This is a genomic window from Sulfitobacter sp. DSM 110093, assembly GCF_022788715.1.
Lineage (GTDB): Bacteria > Pseudomonadota > Alphaproteobacteria > Rhodobacterales > Rhodobacteraceae > Sulfitobacter.
In genome coordinates this window covers 2,156,113-2,175,976 of sequence record NZ_CP085167.1, presented here as the reverse complement: position 1 = coordinate 2,175,976, position 19,864 = coordinate 2,156,113, and the positions used below count along the sequence as shown (strand labels likewise).

Sequence of the window (19,864 nt, the reverse complement as noted above, 5' to 3'; positions counted from 1 at the left end):
GCGACCATGCGGATTGAATGCCCCATCTGCGGCAGCCGGGACCGGCGAGAGTTCTATTATCGCGGCGATGCGGTGGCCTTGGCGCGGCCAGCACCTGATGCTGGCGACGATGTTTGGGACGGCTACCTGCACCTGCGCGACAACCCGGCGGGAGAGACGCACGACCTGTGGCATCATGAGGGCGGTTGCGGCGCGTGGCTCGTCGTCACCCGCGATACGGTGACCCATGCGGTGCGGGCCGTGGAACTGGCATCTGATGTGAAAAGGGCCATGGCATGAGGATCGCAGGGCGCGGATTGATCGACCGAGAGGCGCCGGTCAGCTTCACCTTTGACGGGCGGCGCTATGATGGCTTTGCGGGCGATACGGTCGCCTCGGCCATGTTGGCGAACGGTCAGCGGCTGATGGGGCGGTCGTTCAAATATCACCGCCCGCGCGGGGTGCTGAGCGCGGGCAGCGAAGAACCGAACGCGCTGGTGACCACCGGCGTCGGCCCCGCGTCAGAGCCCAACGTCCGCGCCACGATGCAAGAGATTTACGAGGGGCTGGCGGTGCGCAGTCAGAACGCTTGGCCGAGCCTCGATTTTGATCTGATGGCGGTAAACGACCTTGGCGCGCCCTTTCTGGGGGCGGGGTTCTATTACAAGACCTTCATGTGGCCGCGCAATTTCTGGCGGCGCGTTTATGAGCCGGTGATCCGCCGTGCCGCGGGGCTGGGGCGGCTGAGCGGCCAGCCCAATGCGGACGCCTATGAGAAAGCATATGCCTTTTGCGATCTACTAGTGATCGGCGCTGGGCCAGCCGGTCTGATGGCGGCGTTGGTGGCGGCGCGGGCGGGGGCGGATGTGATCCTCGCGGATGAAGATGCGCTGATGGGCGGGCGGCTGAATACCGAGAACGAGCACGTCGACGGCCAGCCGGGCCACCTATGGGCGGCGGGCGTGGTCGCGGAACTTGCGGCGATGGACAACGTGCGGCCGATGCCGCGCACGACGGTCACCGGGGCCTATGACGGCGGCATGTTCGGCGCGTTGGAGCGGGTCAACCAACACCGCGCGCGGCGCGGCGAAGGTGCGCCGCTGGAATGTTTCTGGCGCATCGCGGCCAAACAATCGATCCTCGCGGCAGGCGCGTTGGAGCGCCCCGTTGCCTTCGCCAATAATGACCGCCCCGGCATCATGACCGCGGGTGCCGTGCGGGCCTATCTCAACCGCTGGGGCGTGGCACCGGGCAAACAGGTTGCGGTTTTCGGCAACAACGACGATGCCCATCGCACGGCCCGCGATCTGGCAGCGGCGGGGGTGCATGTGGCCGCGTTGATCGATAGCCGCGAGGGTATCACCGTCCAAAATGCAGATTTCCCGGTGCTGCGCGGTGCCGTGGTTTGTAACGCTTCGGGCCGCAAGGAATTGGAGGCCGTGACCATCCGCACTGCGGGCGGAGAGCATAAGATACAGGCCGACTGTCTGGCCATGTCGGGCGGCTGGAACCCCTCGCTGCATCTGACTTGCCATTTGAACGGGCGACCGACGTGGGAGCCCGATATCCACGCCTTCGTACCGACCCCCGGCGCGGTGCCGGGGATGCATGTGGCCGGGGCCTGCAATGGCACCTTCTCGACCCACGGCTGTCTTGAGGCAGGTGTGGCCGCGGCAGGGGATGCGCTGGAGGCTTTGGGCCGCAAGGCGGACACCATGGACCTGCCGCAGGCCGATGACGCGCCCCATAGCCTCAAGCCCCTCTGGGCGGTGCCGGGCAAAGGGCGGGCCTGGCTGGATTTTCAGAATGATGTCTGCGTGAAAGACGTGCAGCAGGCAGCGGCAGAGAACTTCCGCTCGGTCGAGCATATGAAACGCTATACGACCCAAGGCATGGCACCCGATCAGGGCAAGAACTCCAACGTGGCGGCGCTGGCGGTGCTGGCTGATGCGACGGGACGCGGGATTGCTGATACGGGCACCACCACTTTCCGCCCGCCTTATACTCCGGTTGCGATTGCAGCGATGGGCGCGGGCGGGCAGGGCAAAGGGTTCGCGCCCGAGCGGCTGACCACCAGCCATGCGGCCAGCCTTGCCATGAACGCCCCGATGGCGGAGGCGGGGCTGTGGTACCGCCCCAGCTATTTCCCGCGCGGGCAGGAGCGCAACTGGCGTCAGTCCTGTGACCGCGAGGTTGGTTTTGTGCGTAAGGCGGTTGGGGTCTGCGATGTCTCTACCTTGGGTAAGATTGACATTCAGGGGCCGGATGCGGCCAAGCTGCTTGATCTGGTTTATACCAATAAGTTCAGCAGCTTGAAGGTCGGAAAGGTGCGCTATGGGCTGATGCTGCGCGAGGATGGTTTCGTCATGGACGATGGCACCTGCGCGCGTTTGGGCGAGGCGCATTTCCTGATGACCACCACCACCGGGGCCGCAGGGCAGGTGATGCAACATCTGGAGTTCGTCACGCAATGTCTGCATCCCGAGTGGCAGGTGCATCTGACCTCTGTCACCGAACATTGGGCGCAGTTTGCCGTGGCAGGGCCGAAGGCGCGCGACTTGCTGAATGGGCTGCTGGAGCAGCAGATCGACAACGAGAGCTTCCCCTTCATGGCCTGCGGGGATGTGCGGCTCGGTGGGGTGGATGCGCGGCTGTTCCGTATCTCTTTTTCCGGCGAACATGCCTATGAAATCGCCGTGCCCGCACGCTATGGGGCCGCGCTGTTCGATCTGCTGGTCGCGCGGGCCGAGGCGCTGGACGGCGGTGCCTATGGGATGGAGGCGCTTAACGTGCTGCGGCTGGAAAAGGGTCATATTACCCACGCAGAAATCGACGGGCGCGCCACAGTGGGCGACATCGGCATTGAGCGGATGGTGTCGGATGCGAAGGATTGTATCGGCAAAACCATGTCAGAACGCTCCGGCCTGCGCGCCCCAGATCGCGCGCAACTGGTGGGGCTGCGGCCCGTGGGGGCGGTGAAGCAACTGACGGCGGGCGCGTTCTTGTTTGAGGCCGGGGCCGAGGCGTGCCGCGAAAATTCGCAGGGCCATACGACCTCGGTTGGGTTTTCGCCAGATGTTGGCACCTTCATCGGCTTGGGCTTTGTCACGCGGGGCCGTCAGCGGCACGGTGAAGTGATGCGCATGGTCGATCATCTGCGCGAGATCGAGGCAGAGGTGGAGATCTGCGCCCCGGTCTTTGTCGACCCCGAAGGAGGGCGCGCCCGTGGTTGAGTTGAAAGCACAAACGCCTTTTGGCGACCTGCTCCCGTTAAAGATTGGCGGCATGACGGTGGCGGCCTGTGACATCGGGGAGTTGACCGTCTTGGGCGCTTTCGATCGTGCGAGCCTATCAGAGGCGCTTGAGGCGGCCCATGGCCTCACCTTGCCGGACCCGCTACGCAGCACCGCCAAGGGCGATGCCCGCTGCATGTGGTTTGGTCGGGACGAAGCGCTGCTCGTCGGTGTTGCGCCGGACGAGGCGCTGATGAAACATGCAGCCCTCGTCGATGTCTCAGACGGATGGGCGGTGGCGGAATTGCAGGGGCCGGGGGCCGAGGATGTGCTGGCGCGATTGGCTCCGGTGGACCTGCGCGATGCGGCGTTCAAACCCGGCCAGACCCTGCGCAGCCAGTTGCGCGACATGCCTGCCTCGATCACCCGCACCGACACCGGTTTTCTGCTGATGGTCTATCGGTCGATGGCCGCTACTTTGGTGCAGGAGTTGCGCCGCGCTATGGAAGCGGTGGCATCGCGGCGCTAGGTTGTTCGGCGGGGGCCCGAATCCCCGTTTGGCAAACAACGGAGCATAGACATGAACAAAACGATTTTCGTCGCATTGGCCGCGATCAGCATGGCGGTCTCGGGCCCGGCGCTGGCAGCCTCGAAAAAAGAAGACAGCTGTATGCATCAGGCCGCCGTGGTCGCCGCCGTGCAGCAGGCGCGGCTTGACCGGGTGAAAGAACGCGAAGTGCCCGCCGCTGTGAAGGCGAACGCAACTTGGCCCGATGATTTCAACACCGCGATCCCGCTGGTGACCCCTTGGGTTTATGAGATGAAGATGCGCGACGTTAAGAAGAACGATCTCTCCGCCGCGTGGAAAGAAATGTGCCTCGCGCAGTAAGCTAACAAACACCATGCCGGGCAGGGGCGCTGCCCGGCATGGAAGGGCACTTTGCCGCCCTTGGCTGACCTGCCTCCTCTGGACTCTGATCCGCCCCAGCCGGTATATGAAGTCATGAGCCTGCCCCCTGGATTTTTGGAAGAACTTCGTGACCGCGCCAGCCTGTCTCAGGTGGTGGGGCGCAAGGTCATATGGGACAACCGAAAGTCCAATCAGGGCAAGGGCGACATGTGGGCGCCGTGCCCCTTCCATCAGGAAAAATCCGCCAGCTTTCACGTCGATGACCGCAAAGGGTTCTACTATTGCTTTGGCTGCCACGCGAAGGGGGATGCGATCTCATTCGTGCGCGAAACCGAGAATGTGAGCTTTATGGAGGCGGTGGAGATCATCGCCCGCGAAGTCGGCATGCCGGTGCCCAAGCAAGACCCCCGCGCGCAGGCCAAGGCCGACAAACGCACGCAATTGGCCGAGGTGATGGAGCAGGCAGTGCAGTGGTTCCGCCTGCAATTGCGCACCGGGGCTGCGGGGGCGGCGCGGGACTATCTGGCCAAGCGCGGGTTGTCGGAACAGGCGCAGGCGCATTGGGAGATCGGCTTTGCGCCGAACAGTTGGCAGGGTCTATGGGATGCCCTCAAATCTAAGGGCGTGGCGGATGAGTTGATCCTTGCTGCGGGGCTGGCGAAACCCTCGTCCAAGGGCGGCAAGCCCTATGACACTTTCCGTGGGCGCATCATGTTCCCGATCCGCGATGCGCGGGGGCGGGCGATTGCTTTTGGCGGTCGCGCGATGGACCCAGAGGATAAGGCGAAATACCTCAACTCGCCTGAGACGGAGCTCTTCGACAAGGGCCGCAGCCTTTACAACGTGAAAGACGCCCGCGCCGCCGCAGGGCGGGGGCAGGCGTTGATCGTGGCCGAAGGCTATATGGATGTGATCGCCCTGCATGGGGCGGGGTTTGAAGGCGCCGTGGCCCCGCTTGGCACCGCGATTACCGAGAACCAGTTGCAGATGCTTTGGCGGATCGCGCCTGAGCCGATCATCACGCTGGATGGCGACGCGGCGGGCCAGCGTGCTGCGCTTCGGCTGATCGATCTGGCACTTCCGCTGTTGGAGGCCGGGCAAAGCCTACGTTTCGCGGTGATGCCTGAGGGGCAGGACCCCGACGATCTGCTGCGGGCCCAAGGGGCCGGGGCCTTGCAAAAGCTCTTGGACAGCGCCCTTCCCATGGTGCGCTTGCTGTGGCAGCGCGAGACCGAAGGCAAGGTTTTCGACAGCCCCGAACGCAAGGCCGCGCTGGACAAAAGCCTGCGCGAAAAGATTAAACTTATCCGCGACCCGTCGATCCGCAGCCACTATGGGCAAGAGATCAAAGACCTGCGGTGGGAGCTCTTCCGGCCGCAAAAACAGCGCCCTGATTTCCGCCCCGTGGGCGGCAGAGGGCCGGGCAAGGGCGGGGGCAAAGGCGCCAAAGGTGGCAACTGGAGCGCGCCACTGGCACCGCTGGCCAGCACCAAAGCTTCGGCCCTTGTGGCGATGAGCGACGATCAGGTGGGCCTGCAACTGCGCGAAGCTGTGATCCTCGTGGCGCTGGCCGGTTGTCCCACGCTGATCGAGACATTTGAGACGGGGCTGGAATCCATGCGATGCGCGGACACAGATCATGCGCTTTTGCGCGATCTGCTGCTGCGCTTTGGCCATGCCGGAGAGGAGGTGCTGCGCGAAGAGATTTCCTATTCTCTGGGCTGGGAGACCCTTGAAAACATCAAGGCGCAACGCCACGTAGCCATCACACCCTGCATCCGTAACCCCGGCAATGTGGAAATGACCCGGATGACCGTGGCCGAGGAATTGGCCAAACTAGATGCCGCACGCGGGCTGAACGAGGAAATTGCCGAAGCCGTAGAAGACCTTAGCGGCCCGGCGGATGAGGGGGTCACATGGCGCCTGAGCGAAGCGGCCCGCGCCGCCGACATTGCCCGCCGCAGTGCACAAGAAGACAATAACGGCGAATTCGACGTTGGCGACAACGGCATGACAATGAGCCGCGATGAACGCAGCGCGCTCGACGCGCTGCTTGGAACGATTAGATATGACAAGTCAAAGGGCCGCGGCTGAGGCATTAGCGTGGCTCTTTTGCAGGACTTTTTGAAAATGCCGGGTAACGGGTTTAAGAATCACCAATAACCCCGCATGATTCGGAAAACCGAATCATTTTCGGATGATTCGCGCTGACGCGCTGAAGGAGCATGAGATGGCTGCCAAAGATACGAATGACGACGCAAAGACCGACGATTCCGAAGCAGGCCACTCGCTCGACATGAGCCAAGCCGCCGTCAAAAAGATGATCGGTGAGGCGCGCGAGAAGGGCTATATCACCTATGATCAGCTCAATACCGTGCTCCCGCCGGATCAGGTCAGTTCGGAGCAGATCGAAGACGTGATGTCGATGCTGTCCGAAATGGGCATCAACATCATCGAGGATGAGGAAGCCGAAGAGGAAGAGGCCAAGGGCTCGACCGAGGTTACCACCACCGAATCCAACCGCGATGTTGCGCTGTCTTCGGGCACGTCCGAAAAGCTTGACCGCACCGATGACCCGGTGCGCATGTACCTGCGCGAGATGGGCAGTGTTGAACTGCTCAGCCGCGAAGGCGAGATCGCCATCGCCAAACGCATTGAGGCTGGTCGCAACACGATGATCGCCGGGCTGTGCGAAAGCCCGCTAACTTTCCAAGCGATTACCATCTGGCGCGACGAACTTTTGTCCGAAGACATTCTGCTGCGTGACGTGATCGACCTTGAGGCGACATTTGGCACCCAGATGGGCGATGAGGAGGAGACCACACCCGTCGTCGCTCCGACAGCCAACAACGAGACAAAGAGCGGAGAATCGAAGCCCGAGTACGACGCTGACGGCAATCCGATCTCGTCCGACGATGATGACGATGAGGACGAACAGGCCAACATGAGCTTGGCTGCGATGGAAGAGGCGCTGAAACCTCAGGTGCTCGAAGCGCTCGACATCATCGCGGATGACTACGAAAAACTCAGCGCGATGCAGGACAGCCGCATCTCAGCCACGCTGAACGAAGACGGCTCCTTCACCAAAGATGAAGAAGCGATGTACCAAAAGCTGCGGTCCGAGATCGTGTTGTTGGTCAACGAGCTGCATCTTCACAACAACCGTATCGAAGCCCTGATCGACCAGCTTTACGGCATCAACCGCCGCATCATGCAGATCGACAGCGCGATGGTGAAGCTTGCCGACCAAGCGCGCATCAACCGCAAGGAATTCGTCGACAACTACCGCGGCTATGAGCTTGATCCAAATTGGATGGAGCGGATGGCCGAGAAATCCGGTCGTGGCTGGCAGATGTTCATCGAACGCTCCTCGGAAAAAGTGGATGAACTGCGCAATGACATGGCGCAGGTTGGTCAGTACGTTGGTCTTGATATCTCTGAATTCCGCCGCATCGTGCAGCAAGTTCAGAAGGGCGAGAAAGAAGCCCGTCAGGCCAAGAAGGAAATGGTCGAAGCGAACCTGCGTCTCGTCATCTCCATCGCCAAAAAGTACACGAACCGTGGCCTGCAATTCCTTGATCTTATTCAAGAAGGCAACATCGGTCTGATGAAGGCCGTGGACAAGTTCGAGTACCGCCGGGGCTATAAATTCTCGACCTATGCGACATGGTGGATCCGTCAGGCGATCACCCGTTCCATCGCCGATCAGGCGCGCACGATCCGTATTCCGGTGCATATGATCGAGACGATCAACAAGCTGGTGCGCACCGGTCGCCAGATGCTGCACGAGATTGGCCGCGAGCCAACGCCAGAGGAACTGGCCGAGAAGCTGCAAATGCCGCTTGAAAAGGTCCGCAAGGTGATGAAAATCGCCAAAGAGCCGATCTCTCTCGAAACGCCAATCGGCGACGAGGAAGACAGCCAGCTTGGCGATTTCATCGAGGACAAAAACGCGGTGCTGCCGCTGGACTCCGCCATTCAGGAAAACCTGAAGGAAACCACAACCCGCGTGCTCTCGTCGCTCACCCCGCGTGAGGAACGTGTCCTGCGGATGCGTTTTGGGATCGGCATGAACACCGACCATACGCTCGAAGAGGTTGGTCAGCAGTTCTCGGTGACCCGCGAACGTATTCGTCAGATCGAAGCCAAGGCGCTCCGCAAGCTGAAACATCCCAGCAGGTCGCGCAAACTGCGCTCCTTCTTGGATCAATAAAACAGCGCGCGGCCCCAGTGGCCGCGCTTTCTTTTGCGGGGTGGTCTTTGACCTGCCCCGCGAGACGCTTACATCTAGGGGATACCGTCGAAAGGATCCCTCCGATGCGCAAAATCGCTCTCACGCTTATTTGTCTGCTACCGCTGCAAGCCGCCGCGCAGGCTTACCGTGCCGAGAACTGGCTGACTGTCGTGCCGCTAACGTCGCGCGACTTTGAGGTGATCGAAGACCGCGGCGCAGGCGCACGGCAACTATGGTGCGCAGCAGCGGATTTTGCAGAGAACGTCATTGGCCTGCCAAGGGACGAACGACTTTTCATTAAAACTCCGCGTGGCCCTTCGGTAAGCGGGGTGGGCCGTATCGGTGTTGTTTTCACCACCGACCCAGAGCGGGTGAGCGGCGACACGGGGAAATCCTATTCCGTCACCGTGCGCCGCGCCGGGGAGAACTTGCCAAGCCACCACGCGCGGCAGTTCTGCCTAGATCGGTTGATTGAGCTAGAGGATTTCTGAGAGGGAGCTGCCCTTTTGGCCGTTGTCACTGCCACGGGTTCGGGCCTAACCTGCGGCAAATCAGCAGCGGGTTGATCTTATGCGCCTATTCTATGCCACTGCCATATGCGCCATTACGGCCAGCCAAGCGCTAGCCCTTTGCGCGACGGAAAGTACCATTGTCCTAAGTTGTACAACCAGCGGCGGGACAGATCATCTGGATGTGTGCATCAGCGGAAATAGCGTTATTTACCGCTACGGCCCCGAAAGCGCGCCGGACCTCACACTGACGACGACAGTCGCGCAGGTAGAACACCAACCATGGCCGGGGATTGGCCGCGCGATTTGGGAGGCGGTGACCTTTCGCAATGATGCGTATTCCTATGAGGTTTACAGCTCCTACGACAAATTCGATCAGGTCAGCGATGGCGGAGTGACAGTCTATCAGCAAGACGATGAAGTTGCCGCTCTCGCTTGCGATGCGGGCTCAGTGACATTGGGGCTTTTTGCGATCGGCGATGCGAAAGAGGCGGCGGGCCAATGCTGGGATCCTGAGGTACAGATTTGGGGGCACTGCTAAACGCAATGCAGACGGATTTTTCTATCCAAACGCGCGGTCAGGCGCTTTATGAGTTTACCGATGACGTTAGCCACTGGCTTGCGGATCAGAGCGATGGGTTGCTGACACTGCTGGTGCGCCACACTTCCGCATCGCTACTGATACAGGAAAACGCCGATCCGGACGTGCAGCGCGATTTGCTGGCGTATTTTGCCCGACTGGTGCCGCCGACCAGTGATCCACAGATGTCCTATTTGACCCATGTCATGGAGGGGCCAGACGATATGCCCGCACATATTAAATCCGCCATGCTGCCGGTCAGTCTTAGCATTCCGGTCATGCAAGGGCGCATGATGTTGGGCACTTGGCAGGGCATTTACCTCTTTGAGCACCGCGACGCGCCGCATCAGCGGCAGGTCGCGGCGCATTTCCGGCCCGACTAAATGCCGGACCGCATCGTGCGTTAGCCCGTGGGCATCAGATGGATTTCGCGGATCGATGAGCGGGCGGGGGCGTCTAGCGCGTGCATGACCGCTGCCGCCACGTCTTCGGGGTGCAGCTTGTCAGGCTTGGCTTCGTCAAAGAACGCGGTGTCGACCATGCCGGGGGACACAACCATGCAGCGCCCGCCCCATTCGGCCATCTCTTCTGCTAGATTGCCCGCAAAGCCGTGGATGAACCATTTGGTGGCGCCGTAGATCGACCCTTGAATATGCACACGCCCGGCGGCAGAGCCGGTGACAACATATTGCCCCGTGGTCTTGCGCAGATGTGGCATGGCGGCATGGGCGGTATAGAGGGCGCCCATGATATTGAGGTCGACCATTGCCTTCCAATCCTGCGGATCGCCGTTCTCTGTGCCCGCAGGGCTGGTACCGCGCCCGGCATTGGCAAAGGCGGCGTCGACCCCGCCAAAGTGATCAGCCAGCTTGTCGAGCGCCTGTTTCTGCGCATCGTAGTCCGTGGCATCGCCCACAAGCACCAGCGCCTGATCGCCAATCTCGACGGCAAGGTCGTTCAACTTGTCTTCGCTGCGGGCGAAAAGACCGATGTTCCAACCTGCTTTGGCGGCGGCACGGGCGGTGGCGGCGCCGATCCCGCTGGAGGCGCCGGAGAGGAAAAGTGTCTTGGTCATGGGATGCTCCGTTTCTTGTGTTCCGGGGTTAACGCAAGAGCCAAGCGTTGGGTCCATGACACATATTTGAACGCAACATCTAGCTGTGGAAATCTTCTCTACCCAAAACCTCGCGGCTCCCCTATAAGTTTTGACAAGAGGGCCGCGCGCCCCACAAGTGAGGCAGGATGAAGAGGGGGACGGCCCATGCGCTGCCCGTTTTGCGGAAATATCGACACCCAAGTGAAAGACAGCCGCCCGGCCGAGGATCACGTCTCAATCCGGCGCAGACGGTTCTGCCCGGCTTGCGGGGGCCGCTTCACCACCTACGAACGGGTGCAACTGCGCGATCTTGTGGTGATCAAGACCTCTGGTAAGCGCGAGGATTTCGACCGCGACAAGCTTGAACGCTCGATCCGCATCTCCATGCAGAAACGCCCCATTGATCCGGAACGTATCGATCAGATGATTTCCGGCATCGTGCGCCGATTGGAAAGCATGGGCGAGACCGACATCAGCTCGAAACACATCGGTGAGATCGTGATGGAAGCGCTCGCCCGGATCGACACCGTGGCCTATGTGCGTTTCGCCTCTGTTTACAAGAACTTCCAAGCTGCGGATGATTTCGACAAATTCGTTCAGGAACTGCGCCCCGACGCCCTTCCCGAAGAGTGACGGACGATAGGGTGAGCGACGCGCGGTTCATGGCGCTGGCACTGTCCTTGGGGCGGCGCGGGCAGGGCAATGTTTGGCCTAATCCGGCGGTCGGCTGTGTGGTTGCCCAAGGCACCCGCATCGTCGGGCGCGGGTGGACACAGCCCAGCGGGCGGCCCCATGCAGAGCCGCAGGCGCTGGCGCAGGCCGGTGATGCGGCGCGCGGCGCGACGGTCTATGTCACGCTTGAGCCTTGTTCCCATCACGGAAAGACACCCCCCTGTGCGCAGGCGCTGATTGATGCGGGTGTCGCGCGGGTGGTGATCGCCACACAGGACGATGATGCGCGGGTCAATGGGCGCGGGATCGCAATGCTGCGGGCGGCGGGGATCGAGGTAGCGGTTGGTCTGCTTGAGGCCGAGGCCCGTGCGGATAACGCGGGTTTCTTCTGCCGCACTGATCTGGGCCGCCCGATGCTGACGCTGAAGCTCGCCAATTCTTTTGACGGGCGCATTGCCACCGGAACTGGGGAAAGCCAGTGGATCACCGACGCTCCGGCGCGGCGGCTGACCCATGCGATGCGCAGCCGTCACGACGCGGTGATGGTTGGCGCGGGCACCGCGCGCAAGGATGATCCAAGCCTTACGGTACGGGGCTTGGGCGTGGCACATCAACCGGCCCGCGTTGTCGTTTCGCGCAGGCTCGATTTACCGCTGATGGGACAGTTGGCGCGGACGGCTTCGGATATTCCTTTGATCCTCTGCCACGGCAGCGACGCTGATCCGGCGCTTGTGCGCACTTGGTCCGACCTCGGCGCGACTTTGCTGCCCTGCGCGGCACGAGGCGCGCAGTTGGACCCTGCGGATGTATTGCGCCAGTTGGCCACCCATGGGCTGACCCGGATTTTCTGCGAGGGCGGCAGCGCCTTGGCGGCGTCTTTGATCGAGGCCGATCTGGTGGACCGTTTGGTGGGGTTTACCGCCGGGCTGGTGATCGGGGCCGAGGGGCTGCCCGGCATCGGCGCGCTTGGCCTGTCGCGCTTGGCCGAAGCACCGCGTTTCGCGCTGCAATCGAGCCAGCAGATCGGACCGGACCTGCTTCATGTCTGGCGGCGCAACGCTCCGGCCTAAGCGCTACCGCCGCCAGAGATGGCTCTGACTGGCAAAAAGCCCCTGTAGTTTCGACAGCAACCGATTGCCCAGCCCCGCGCGGGGCTGGCTGCCTGTTGCAAGCCGTTCTACCACGACTTCGACCGGGCAGGGCAGGCCGCTTACGGGATCGCGGTAGCGCGGATAATCGATCAGCGCGGCGTGTACGAGCCCTTCCAGTGCCACCTGCGCGCGGCGGCGGGGCGGCACGTCGCCGCGGTCTTCGGTCAGGCCCCAACCTGCGTAGAACGGCGCGCCTAAGGTAACCACCGGCACGCCGCGCAGCAGCGCCTCAAACCCCAAAAGCGAGGTCATGGTCCAGACCTCATCAACTTGGCCCAGCAGGGCCATTGGGTCGGCGTTGTGCAGCACCATGTCGGCATCTTGCGCGTCGGAGGCTCCTTTGCGCAGGCCTGCTTCGACATCGGGATGCGGTTTGTAGAGGATTATGGAATCGGGATTGGCCATCCGCGCAGCGGCGAGCAGGGCAGCGTTGGTGCGCACCTCATACGTGCCCGTGAGGATCGATGCGTCGTCTTCTACCTGTCCCGGCACCAGGATACGGCGCCCCGCTGGCAGATCGGGGGCGGCACCATCAAGGTTGTATTTGCTGAGGCCAGCGCCGGTCAGCGCCTCGATCAGTGAACGGGTGCGGGTGTGTTGATCGGGGCGCAGAGCGGTGCGTTCCTCGATCCATTTTTCCAAACGGCTTGGCCCCTCGGGATCATAGTAGATGCCCAGATCATCGCAAACCAGTGACAGCGGCGGGACCAGTTCCGCCCCCAGCCCACGCGAGCGGAGAAACCCGTCTTCGACGCGCAAAGCACCTTGTGGAGCTGCCCCGGATTTGCTGGCCCAGACCATCGCACGGCGGGGCGGAGTGGGGGTCTCGGGGGCCCCTTTGCGAAAGTGGATTGGTGTTGGCTGTCCAAAGAACTGCTGCAACGGGCGGCGTTTCCACAGGCGCATGCCCCACGCATCCCAACCATAGTGATCCTCACGCCAAGCGCGCGCTTGGGCAGAGAAGGAGGCGAGGGCAGTTTCAAAACTGCCGAGCGTATCGCGACAGGGGTCGTACCACGTCGGATAAAGGATCATCGCCGCTGCAAAAAGTTGCGCGCGGGTGAGGCGACGTTGGCGGCGTTGCACGGGGAATTCATCTTCCGTCAGCCCCCATCCGGCGTAGAAAGGTTGGCCAAAGACGCGCGGCTTGTGGCCGGCGAAAATCGCCTCGAACCCCATTTGCGAGGAAACGGTATAGACGCCAACCGCCCCTTCGAACAGCGTCCAAGGGCTGACCGGATCGGTCAGCAGGGTGATGCGGTCGTTGGTGTCCTCGGGGCCGAAATGGCCAGGACGATATCCCTGCGCGGTCTCTGGGTGAGTCTTGATGATGACCCGCGCGCCGGGGTGTTCTTCTTGCGCGAAAACGAGCATCTCCAGAAACCGCCCCCGATCGGCGCCTGAGGCGGTCACGGAGGCATCGCCGCGCGTCTGGTCGATCACAAGTACATAGCCGGGATCTGGCGTAGGCGTGTCGAGGTCAAAACCTGCGTATTTGGTCAGATGCGCTTCGGCCAACTGCGCCATGCCGCCGCGTGCGCGGTCTAGCAGGGCAGTGTTGTCCAGCGGGTGATTTGCCAGCAGTTCTTCAAGGTCGGAAGGCTGGGCAGGGTCGAAATGCGCGCCCCGGCTGTCGATCAGCAGGCCCAAGGGCGGCTCTCCAGCGCGACCGGGGTGGAGGGAGCGCAGCCACGCGTCCTCAACACGGATCACCGGCACGTCGCGCTTTGCCGCCACGGCCAGCCCACGGTGCGCGGTGGGGGAGTTGCCCCAAACTGCCACGGCATCGCCGGGGCCGGGCAGGCCAAGCCGTAGGGAATGGCCGGACAACTGCAAAATGCGCCGCACCCGGCGCTGCGTCAGAAACCCGCCGTTATATACGAAAAGCCGCCGGCTCCTTTCGGGACCGGCGGCGGGGGAGAAATATGGGTCAGCTTCAAAGGCCACCGGCGTGGATCAGCCGCTGGTGAGCGATGTGATGCTGTCTGCCGACCCTGCGGTGCCGGTGATGGCCGAGATCACCTTGCTCCACTGGGTGAAGGGCGCCTCAGTGACATAGATCGTGTCACCATCGCGGATCACAAAGTCACGGGCCATGAACATGCCGTTGGGCTTGGTCAGATCGGTCACATAGACCATACGCTGCGCGCCGGTTAGGTCGCTGCGGCCCAGCACCTGCTCGGCGACTTCCTCAGGCTCGTTGCGGAACACGAAGACGCCGGTGGGGTCAGCCGAGAGTGGGCTGAGGCCGCCCACTTGCGCGATGCCTTCCAAAAGCGAGAGGTTTTGCGACTCAAACGGCACGCGGGCCTGACCGCCGGTGGCACCGAGCGCGGTGAAAGAACGTGTGTCTTCCTCGACCAGAATGCGGTCGCCCGGGCGCAGCGCGATGTCCAACTCAGGGTGGTCATAGAGGTCTTGGAACCAGATTTTGCCGCGCTGGCCATTCCGGATCACGGTGACCTGCGCGATTTCGGGAATGATGGTCACACCGCCTGCGCGCGCCAACATGGCGGCAAGTGTGCGGGTGGGGCGCTCGATGGGATAGACGCCCTGCGCGCCAATGGAGCCGATCAGGGATACTGTAGAGCCATCACCCGCGGCACGGCGCACTTCAACCTGCGGGTCGGGGGTCTGTTCGCCCAGTTTCTGGGTAATGATGCGGCGGATCGCTTCGGGTGTGTTGCCAGCAGCACGGATGCGGCCCGCGTATGGAATAAAGATAAAGCCTGCGCCATCCACCTGCACTTCTTCAAGCAGGGTGGCCGGCGCGCCTTCGACACCGAGTAGCGGGTCGTCCACGTTTTCGTAAACGGTGATGCCAAGGATATCACCCGGTTGGATCGTGTCAGAGCCGACCCGGCCCGCGTTCTTGAAACTTTCCGAAAAGCCGAGTGCGGGGGCCACGGCGATGGCGCGGGTCACGCGGTCGTTCACGGCGATGACAAATGCATCCCCTTCGCGTTGAACTGAGCCTGCATAAATTTGCCGTTTGTTCGGCCCGACCTGTGGCAAACCACAAGATGAGATGACGGCCAATGCCGCCAATGCTGCGACGGGACGCGCCCACCGGAATGTTACGGATTTCACTGCCCGGTCTCCTCGACCTGAATTATCTGCCTCGAAATCGCCAATTATCATGACGTATTACTTTGCAACTTAACGTAGCCTTTAGAAAAAATCTACAGGGAGGAATGGGTTAAGTCAGGTTACGACCCGCAACTGTTGCCGAGGGGCCGCGGTGCCTTGCTCAAGCGCATCGTAAGGGTCTTCGGCTGAGAGCATCATATCAACCACTTGGCGCAGCAACTGACGCCGCCCGCGTGCGGCATAGAAACCGCCCGGAACTTGCGAAGTTTCAAGCAGATAGCGGCGGTAATCCTTATAGGCGCGGTTATCGGGGCGGCTGGCCGTGGCAAAGAATTCTGGCAAGGGCTGGTCTGAGACGAACTCAGGCTGGGAATAGACCGCGCTGCCAAAGACTTTAAGCGGAATGCCGCGCCAGAGCACCTGTTGCCCGGCGGTGGAGTTCACCGTGACCGCGCTGCGCGTGTCGTTCAAAAGTTGCGCGAGCTTGCCGCCACGCACGAAATGTACGCGGTCTGATACGCCATGCGCCTGCGCCAGCCGTTTGACATCGCGCCGCACCGGCACGCGACCATCCTCCAGCGGATGCGCCTTGATGACGAGGTGGTGATGCTGCGGCGCGCCCTTGGCAAAACCTTCGATCACCAACTCTAGGAAATCGGCCATCGTGTTGAACGGTGAATGTTTCTGGAAAGAGGAGTCATGTTCCAGTTGCAGCAGCGCCAGATGATAGGGGAACCCGCCCAGCCGGATTTTCAGCGTGGACAGCAGGCGGTCAGCGGCAAGGACCGGCATCAGCAACAGGCGTTTGAGGTAAAGGCGGAATTCTTTGGTCACCGGCAGGCTGCGATGCGGTTTGAAATTGCGGTAGTCACCGTTTCGGAACATCACGAACCAATGGTAGAGTGCGCCGTAAAAGATGTGGTGCCGCATGTCGCCCCAGTGGCCCGGGGGCAGGGGAGCTTCCATGTCCGAGCGCGCCAAAGCGGCCTGCATCTGGGGAATGGTCATCTCCATCAGGCGCGAGTTGCCGTTCGACCCGCCGCGCTCGTACGTGACCCAATAGGGCCGCATATAGCCTTCCTCGAAAACATGCACGGTGATGCCCCGGCGCTTGGCCTCGGCCACCGCTTCGGCGTGGATGGGCCGTGTGTCGCCGTAAAGCACGATGTCGGTGATCTGTTTTTCGTCCAACAGGGTGGCGAAAACGCTCGGCCAGTCCCCAACCGTGCCGCGATAGGGGATGTAGGTCGACGGATGAAACCAAAAGGCCCGGTCGCCCGCGTTGAACCCCACGCGCCAAACCTCAGCGCCCGCCCGGCGCAGCATCTTGCCCAGACTGTTAAAGAAAGGCCCATGCGGGCCTTGCAGAAACAGGAAGGTGCGGGCGGGGGCGGCGGTCACGGTCATACAGGTCCTAAATCGGCGTGGTTTACCCTTAACCATCATATAATAGGGGCGACAATGTGGCGTCACCCGCTCTTGCCTGTGGCGGTGCGCGGGTTTACCACTGCGCCAAACTGCAAAGGAGCCTATCCATGTTCACCGGCATTATCACAGACGTTGGCAGCGTGACCAAGCTGGAGCAGGAAGGCGACCTGCGCGCGCGCATTCAGACCGGCTATGACACCAGCAGCATCGACATGGGCGCGTCAATCGCCAGCGATGGGGTCTGCCTGACGGTCGTGGGGCTGGGCGATGATTGGTACGAGGTGCAAATCAGCGCCGAGACGGTGCAGAAGACCAACCTTGGCCAGCATTGGGCCGAAGGGCGGCGCGTGAACCTAGAGCGCGCGTTGAAGGTGGGCGATGAACTGGGCGGGCATATCGTATCGGGCCATGTCGATGGCGTGGCCGAGATTATTGAGATGAGAGATGAGGGCGACAGCACCCGGGTGACCCTGCGCGCGCCAAAGGATCTGGCGCGGTTCATCGCGCAAAAGGGCTCGGTCGCGCTGAATGGCACCTCGCTGACGGTGAATGACGTCGAAGGCTGCGATTTTGGCATCAACTTCATTCCGCATACTAAAGAGGTGACGACTTGGGGCGACGCTAAAGTCGGCGATCTTGTGAACCTCGAAATCGACACGCTGGCCCGTTACGTGGCCCGCCTGAACGAGATGTGACGCCGCGCCCTTCGGGGCGCGCTCTGGCCAAGCGGCGCGGGTCAGGCTAAGAGCCGGGCAACAGATAGATGGAAAGCAGCCGATGCAATTTGACACACCCGGACCGGTCGAGACAGGGCTGAGCGACGCGATTTCGCCGATCGAAGATATCATCGAAGACGCGCGCCAAGGTCGCATGTTCATTCTTGTGGACCATGAGGACCGCGAGAACGAAGGCGATCTGGTGATCCCGGCGCAGTTTGCCGATGCCGCGGCGATTAACTTCATGGCGACCCACGGGCGCGGGCTGATCTGCTTGCCGATGACCTCGGCGCGGGTCGATCATCTGGGCTTGCCGATGATGGCGGTAAACAACTCCTCGCGGCATGAAACGGCCTTTACCGTCAGCATCGAAGCGCGTGAGGGCGTGAGCACGGGTATTTCTGCGGCAGACCGCGCACTGACCGTGGCGGTGGCGATCTCTGAGCAAGCCGGTTCGGCCGATATCGCCACTCCCGGCCATGTCTTCCCACTGCGCGCCCGCGATGGTGGCGTGTTGGTGCGGGCGGGCCATACCGAAGCTGCGGTCGATATCTCGCGTCTTGCCGGGCTGCACCCGTCGGGCGTGATCTGCGAGATCATGAAAGATGATGGCGAAATGGCGCGTCTGCCTGATCTGGTGGAGTTTGCGGCTGAACACGGGCTGAAAATCGGCACGATCAGCGATCTGATCACTTACCGCCACAAGCACGACAACCTGCTGGTGGAACGTGACAGCCGCACCGTGACCTCGGCCTACGGCGGCGATTGGCAGATGCGGGTGTTCTCTGACGAAATCACCGGCACCGACCATGTGGTGCTGACCAAGGGCGATATCTCGACCCCCGAGCCGGTGCTGATCCGGACCCATGCGATCAACGCGCTGGAAGATATCCTCGGCCTTGGTCCCAGCCCGGCGGACGAATTGCCCCGCGCGATGCAGATCATCGCTGAAGAGGGCCGCGGCGCTGTTGTGCTCTTCCGCGATCCCTATCCGCGCCTGCGGCTGGATGCCGAAGATGACGAGCGTCCGCGCACCATCAAACGCACCGGGCTGGGCGCGCAGATCCTGTCGTCGATGGGGCTGCATGAGTTGGTCCTGCTGACCGACAATCCCGACACGCGCTATCTGGGCCTTGATGCCTATGCGCTGGAAATTGTGGGCACCCGGCCCATCACCACGGAGTAATTGCCATGGCTTCCGCCGAAGAACACACCATCCTGCCGCGCCCGGAATTTGATGAGCCGGTGAAGTTGCTGATCGTTGTCTCGCCCTATTATTCGGACATCGCGAACGGCATGCTAACCGGAGCCAAGGCCGAGCTTGAGGCCGCGGGAGCCACCTATGAGGTCATTGAGATGCCCGGCGCGTTGGAGATTCCCACCGCCATCGGCATTTCCGACCGGGGCAGCAACTTCGACGGCTACGTCGCTTTGGGTTGTGTGATCCGTGGCGAGACAACGCACTATGAAACTGTCTGCAACGACAGCAGCCGCGCCCTGCAACTGCTTGGTCTGCAAGGGCTTTGCATCGGCAACGGCATCCTGACGGTGGAAAACAAAAAGCAGGCCGAGGTCCGCGCCGACCCCGAGGGGCAAAACAAAGGTGGCGGCGCGGCGGCTGCGGCCTTGCATCTTATCGCGCTCGCTCGTAAATGGGGCCGCCAGAGCAAGGGCATCGGGTTCAAGCCATTCGGGCAGGACACTTTGATGGCCGGCGACACGGATGGATCAAACCTCGCATGACCAGCAACGCGCTTTCGGGCAATCAGAAACGTAAGATGAAGTCGGCCTCGCGGCTCTATGCCGTGCAGGCGCTGTTCCAGATGGAGCATTCCGCCCAGACGGTCGATGTCGTGCGTCACGAGTTCATCGACCATCGTTTCGGCGCCGTCTATGAGGGCGACGAAATGCAGGAGGGGGATGTCGATCACTTCTCTCGGGTGCTCGAAGATGCGGTGAACTATCAGGCGCCGATTGACCAGATGGCCAACCGTGCCATCGTCGCCAAATGGGCCATCGCCCGGATCGACCCCACCCTGCGTGCGCTGTTCCGCGCCGCGGGCGCCGAGTTCCGCCATGACGATACGCCACCGCGCGTGGTGATCAAAGAGTATGTCGACGTGGCGCATGCGTTCTTCCCCGATGGGCGCGAGCCGAGCTTTGTGAACGCGGTGCTTGACCATATGGCACGTGAGGCCCGTCCCGAAGCGTTCTGAAGGCGCGGGGGGCTCCCGGCCTAAGGACCAGAGCAATCAGATCAAATTGC

19 protein-coding genes are annotated in these 19,864 nt (G+C 62.0%); 15 read left to right on the top strand and 4 right to left on the bottom strand.

Annotation, left to right across the window (positions count from 1 at the left end; translation table 11 throughout):
• Positions 1 to 6: 6 nt before the first annotated feature.
• The 9 genes from DSM110093_RS10640 to DSM110093_RS10600 all read left to right on the top strand — a co-directional run bounded on the left by DSM110093_RS10640 (position 7) and on the right by DSM110093_RS10600 (position 9,828).
• A complete protein-coding gene (locus tag DSM110093_RS10640; RefSeq protein WP_243265020.1) occupies positions 7 to 279 on the top strand; it encodes a sarcosine oxidase subunit delta in 273 nt (90 codons plus the stop codon).
• Positions 276 to 3,212 carry a sarcosine oxidase subunit alpha family protein gene (locus DSM110093_RS10635; RefSeq protein ID WP_243265019.1) on the top strand — a complete coding sequence of 979 codons (2,937 nt, stop codon included), beginning with the start codon at positions 276 to 278 and terminating at the stop codon, positions 3,210 to 3,212. Before DSM110093_RS10640 ends, DSM110093_RS10635 begins: the two co-directional genes overlap by 4 nt.
• Complete coding sequence (locus DSM110093_RS10630) at positions 3,205 to 3,741, top strand: sarcosine oxidase subunit gamma family protein (RefSeq protein ID WP_243265018.1); 537 nt, start codon at positions 3,205 to 3,207, stop codon at positions 3,739 to 3,741. The genes DSM110093_RS10635 and DSM110093_RS10630 overlap by 8 nt, the downstream gene beginning before the upstream one ends.
• A 51-nt stretch (positions 3,742 to 3,792) precedes the next feature.
• On the top strand, positions 3,793 to 4,101 hold the full coding sequence (locus DSM110093_RS10625) for a hypothetical protein (RefSeq protein WP_243265017.1): 309 nt from the start codon (positions 3,793 to 3,795) through the stop codon (positions 4,099 to 4,101).
• A gap of 114 nt (positions 4,102 to 4,215) precedes the next feature.
• On the top strand, positions 4,216 to 6,216 hold the full coding sequence (dnaG, locus tag DSM110093_RS10620; RefSeq protein WP_243265016.1) for a DNA primase: 2,001 nt from the start codon (positions 4,216 to 4,218) through the stop codon (positions 6,214 to 6,216).
• Between the two features lie 136 nt (positions 6,217 to 6,352).
• A complete protein-coding gene (gene rpoD / locus DSM110093_RS10615) occupies positions 6,353 to 8,335 on the top strand; it encodes an RNA polymerase sigma factor RpoD (RefSeq protein WP_243265014.1) in 1,983 nt (660 codons plus the stop codon).
• Between the two features lie 104 nt (positions 8,336 to 8,439).
• Positions 8,440 to 8,847, top strand: coding sequence for a hypothetical protein (locus DSM110093_RS10610; protein ID WP_243265013.1), 408 nt, complete (start codon positions 8,440 to 8,442; stop codon positions 8,845 to 8,847).
• Between the two features lie 79 nt (positions 8,848 to 8,926).
• Positions 8,927 to 9,406: a hypothetical protein gene (locus DSM110093_RS10605; protein WP_243265011.1), complete on the top strand. Its 480-nt coding sequence runs from the start codon at positions 8,927 to 8,929 to the stop codon at positions 9,404 to 9,406.
• Positions 9,407 to 9,411: 5 nt separating this feature from the next.
• On the top strand, positions 9,412 to 9,828 hold the full coding sequence (locus tag DSM110093_RS10600; RefSeq protein ID WP_243265009.1) for a secondary thiamine-phosphate synthase enzyme YjbQ: 417 nt from the start codon (positions 9,412 to 9,414) through the stop codon (positions 9,826 to 9,828).
• A gap of 20 nt (positions 9,829 to 9,848) precedes the next feature.
• Here DSM110093_RS10600 and DSM110093_RS10595 read toward each other — a convergent pair whose 3' ends face one another.
• Positions 9,849 to 10,520: an SDR family oxidoreductase gene (locus DSM110093_RS10595; protein WP_243265008.1), complete on the bottom strand. Its 672-nt coding sequence runs from the start codon at positions 10,518 to 10,520 to the stop codon at positions 9,849 to 9,851.
• 186 nt (positions 10,521 to 10,706) lie between these two features.
• Here DSM110093_RS10595 and nrdR point away from each other — a divergent pair, with 186 nt between their 5' ends.
• Together nrdR and ribD are read left to right on the top strand one after the other, a co-directional pair.
• Positions 10,707 to 11,174: a transcriptional regulator NrdR gene (gene nrdR, locus DSM110093_RS10590; protein WP_067264800.1), complete on the top strand. Its 468-nt coding sequence runs from the start codon at positions 10,707 to 10,709 to the stop codon at positions 11,172 to 11,174.
• Positions 11,175 to 11,203: 29 nt separating this feature from the next.
• Positions 11,204 to 12,283 carry a bifunctional diaminohydroxyphosphoribosylaminopyrimidine deaminase/5-amino-6-(5-phosphoribosylamino)uracil reductase RibD gene (ribD, locus tag DSM110093_RS10585; RefSeq protein WP_243267713.1) on the top strand — a complete coding sequence of 360 codons (1,080 nt, stop codon included), beginning with the start codon at positions 11,204 to 11,206 and terminating at the stop codon, positions 12,281 to 12,283.
• A gap of 3 nt (positions 12,284 to 12,286) precedes the next feature.
• On the opposite strand, the gene DSM110093_RS10580 is transcribed toward ribD, so the two are convergent.
• The 3 genes from DSM110093_RS10580 to DSM110093_RS10570 all read right to left on the bottom strand — a co-directional run bounded on the left by DSM110093_RS10580 (position 12,287) and on the right by DSM110093_RS10570 (position 16,861).
• On the bottom strand, positions 12,287 to 14,311 hold the full coding sequence (locus DSM110093_RS10580) for a capsular polysaccharide biosynthesis protein (RefSeq protein ID WP_243265006.1): 2,025 nt from the start codon (positions 14,309 to 14,311) through the stop codon (positions 12,287 to 12,289).
• A gap of 9 nt (positions 14,312 to 14,320) precedes the next feature.
• The gene (locus DSM110093_RS10575) at positions 14,321 to 15,454 is read right to left on the bottom strand and encodes a polysaccharide biosynthesis/export family protein (protein WP_167360169.1); all 1,134 of its coding nucleotides are present in this window, start codon (positions 15,452 to 15,454) and stop codon (positions 14,321 to 14,323) included.
• Between the two features lie 114 nt (positions 15,455 to 15,568).
• Positions 15,569 to 16,861, bottom strand: a complete 1,293-nt coding sequence (locus DSM110093_RS10570) for a capsular biosynthesis protein (RefSeq protein WP_243265005.1) — start codon at positions 16,859 to 16,861, stop codon at positions 15,569 to 15,571.
• 128 nt (positions 16,862 to 16,989) lie between these two features.
• Between DSM110093_RS10570 and DSM110093_RS10565 the strand changes: the two genes are divergently transcribed.
• The 4 genes from DSM110093_RS10565 (at position 16,990) to nusB (ending at position 19,814) form a co-directional block, all read left to right on the top strand.
• A complete protein-coding gene (locus DSM110093_RS10565) occupies positions 16,990 to 17,577 on the top strand; it encodes a riboflavin synthase (RefSeq protein ID WP_243265004.1) in 588 nt (195 codons plus the stop codon).
• Between the two features lie 82 nt (positions 17,578 to 17,659).
• Positions 17,660 to 18,784, top strand: coding sequence for a 3,4-dihydroxy-2-butanone-4-phosphate synthase (gene ribB / locus DSM110093_RS10560; RefSeq protein WP_243265003.1), 1,125 nt, complete (start codon positions 17,660 to 17,662; stop codon positions 18,782 to 18,784).
• Positions 18,785 to 18,789: 5 nt separating this feature from the next.
• The gene (locus DSM110093_RS10555) at positions 18,790 to 19,341 is read left to right on the top strand and encodes a 6,7-dimethyl-8-ribityllumazine synthase (protein ID WP_243265002.1); all 552 of its coding nucleotides are present in this window, start codon (positions 18,790 to 18,792) and stop codon (positions 19,339 to 19,341) included.
• Positions 19,338 to 19,814, top strand: a complete 477-nt coding sequence (gene nusB, locus DSM110093_RS10550; protein WP_243260970.1) for a transcription antitermination factor NusB — start codon at positions 19,338 to 19,340, stop codon at positions 19,812 to 19,814. The genes DSM110093_RS10555 and nusB overlap by 4 nt, the downstream gene beginning before the upstream one ends.
• The last annotated feature ends 50 nt before the right edge of the window (positions 19,815 to 19,864 follow it).

Bases quoted from the DNA above. Each gene is read 5' to 3' on its own strand.
- DSM110093_RS10570 (WP_243265005.1), bottom strand. From the start codon at position 16,861: ATGACCGTGACCGCCGCCCCCGCCCGCACCTTCCTGTTTCTGCAAGGC.
- DSM110093_RS10605 (WP_243265011.1), top strand. From the start codon at position 8,927: ATGCGCCTATTCTATGCCACTGCCATATGCGCCATTACGGCCAGCCAA.
- ribB (WP_243265003.1), top strand. From the start codon at position 17,660: ATGCAATTTGACACACCCGGACCGGTCGAGACAGGGCTGAGCGACGCG.
- DSM110093_RS10565 (WP_243265004.1), top strand. From the start codon at position 16,990: ATGTTCACCGGCATTATCACAGACGTTGGCAGCGTGACCAAGCTGGAG.
- ribD (WP_243267713.1), top strand. From the start codon at position 11,204: ATGGCGCTGGCACTGTCCTTGGGGCGGCGCGGGCAGGGCAATGTTTGG.
- dnaG (WP_243265016.1), top strand. From the start codon at position 4,216: ATGAGCCTGCCCCCTGGATTTTTGGAAGAACTTCGTGACCGCGCCAGC.
- DSM110093_RS10635 (WP_243265019.1), top strand. From the start codon at position 276: ATGAGGATCGCAGGGCGCGGATTGATCGACCGAGAGGCGCCGGTCAGC.
- DSM110093_RS10600 (WP_243265009.1), top strand. From the start codon at position 9,412: ATGCAGACGGATTTTTCTATCCAAACGCGCGGTCAGGCGCTTTATGAG.
- DSM110093_RS10555 (WP_243265002.1), top strand. From the start codon at position 18,790: ATGGCTTCCGCCGAAGAACACACCATCCTGCCGCGCCCGGAATTTGAT.
- nusB (WP_243260970.1), top strand. From the start codon at position 19,338: ATGACCAGCAACGCGCTTTCGGGCAATCAGAAACGTAAGATGAAGTCG.
- nrdR (WP_067264800.1), top strand. From the start codon at position 10,707: ATGCGCTGCCCGTTTTGCGGAAATATCGACACCCAAGTGAAAGACAGC.
- DSM110093_RS10625 (WP_243265017.1), top strand. From the start codon at position 3,793: ATGAACAAAACGATTTTCGTCGCATTGGCCGCGATCAGCATGGCGGTC.
- DSM110093_RS10610 (WP_243265013.1), top strand. From the start codon at position 8,440: ATGCGCAAAATCGCTCTCACGCTTATTTGTCTGCTACCGCTGCAAGCC.
- DSM110093_RS10595 (WP_243265008.1), bottom strand. From the start codon at position 10,520: ATGACCAAGACACTTTTCCTCTCCGGCGCCTCCAGCGGGATCGGCGCC.
- DSM110093_RS10640 (WP_243265020.1), top strand. From the start codon at position 7: ATGCGGATTGAATGCCCCATCTGCGGCAGCCGGGACCGGCGAGAGTTC.
- rpoD (WP_243265014.1), top strand. From the start codon at position 6,353: ATGGCTGCCAAAGATACGAATGACGACGCAAAGACCGACGATTCCGAA.